This is a genomic window from Falsihalocynthiibacter sp. S25ZX9 (assembly GCF_041205405.1).
Classification (GTDB): Bacteria; Pseudomonadota; Alphaproteobacteria; order Rhodobacterales; family Rhodobacteraceae; genus Falsihalocynthiibacter; species Falsihalocynthiibacter arcticus.
On sequence record NZ_JBGFCD010000286.1, the window covers coordinates 1 to 291 of the forward strand.

The following is a 291-nucleotide window of genomic DNA, read 5'->3' on the forward strand; positions in this document are numbered from 1 at the left end:
TGCCACAGCGGAACCGTACTTGGTGCAAGAAGAATAAAAACCAAAGCGGTCACGATACCGTGCCAATCTATGGGATTGTGTCGCAAGCGAGAAAACGCAAACGCCCAGCCCCCCGCCAAAGCAAGCGCCACAACAAGGGGCAGTAAAATTGCGACACCACGCTCAGAAATCGTGAGCGCCAAGGGCGGCAAAAGTGCAAAGCAAGTCGCCGCCGTTACCCGATAGGAGTTCCAAAGAGTGGGTAGATAAGCGTTTTGCCGTCTCATTCGACGTGCTCCTTGGCCAGCGTAT

At 54.3% G+C, this 291-nt stretch carries 1 protein-coding gene; it reads right to left on the reverse strand.

The window, feature by feature from the left end:
* Window positions 1-266, reverse strand: a 266-nt coding sequence (locus AB9F29_RS22270) for an RnfABCDGE type electron transport complex subunit D (RefSeq protein WP_369757297.1), incomplete at its 3' end; no start/stop codon positions are given.
* Window positions 267-291: the final 25 nt, after the last annotated feature.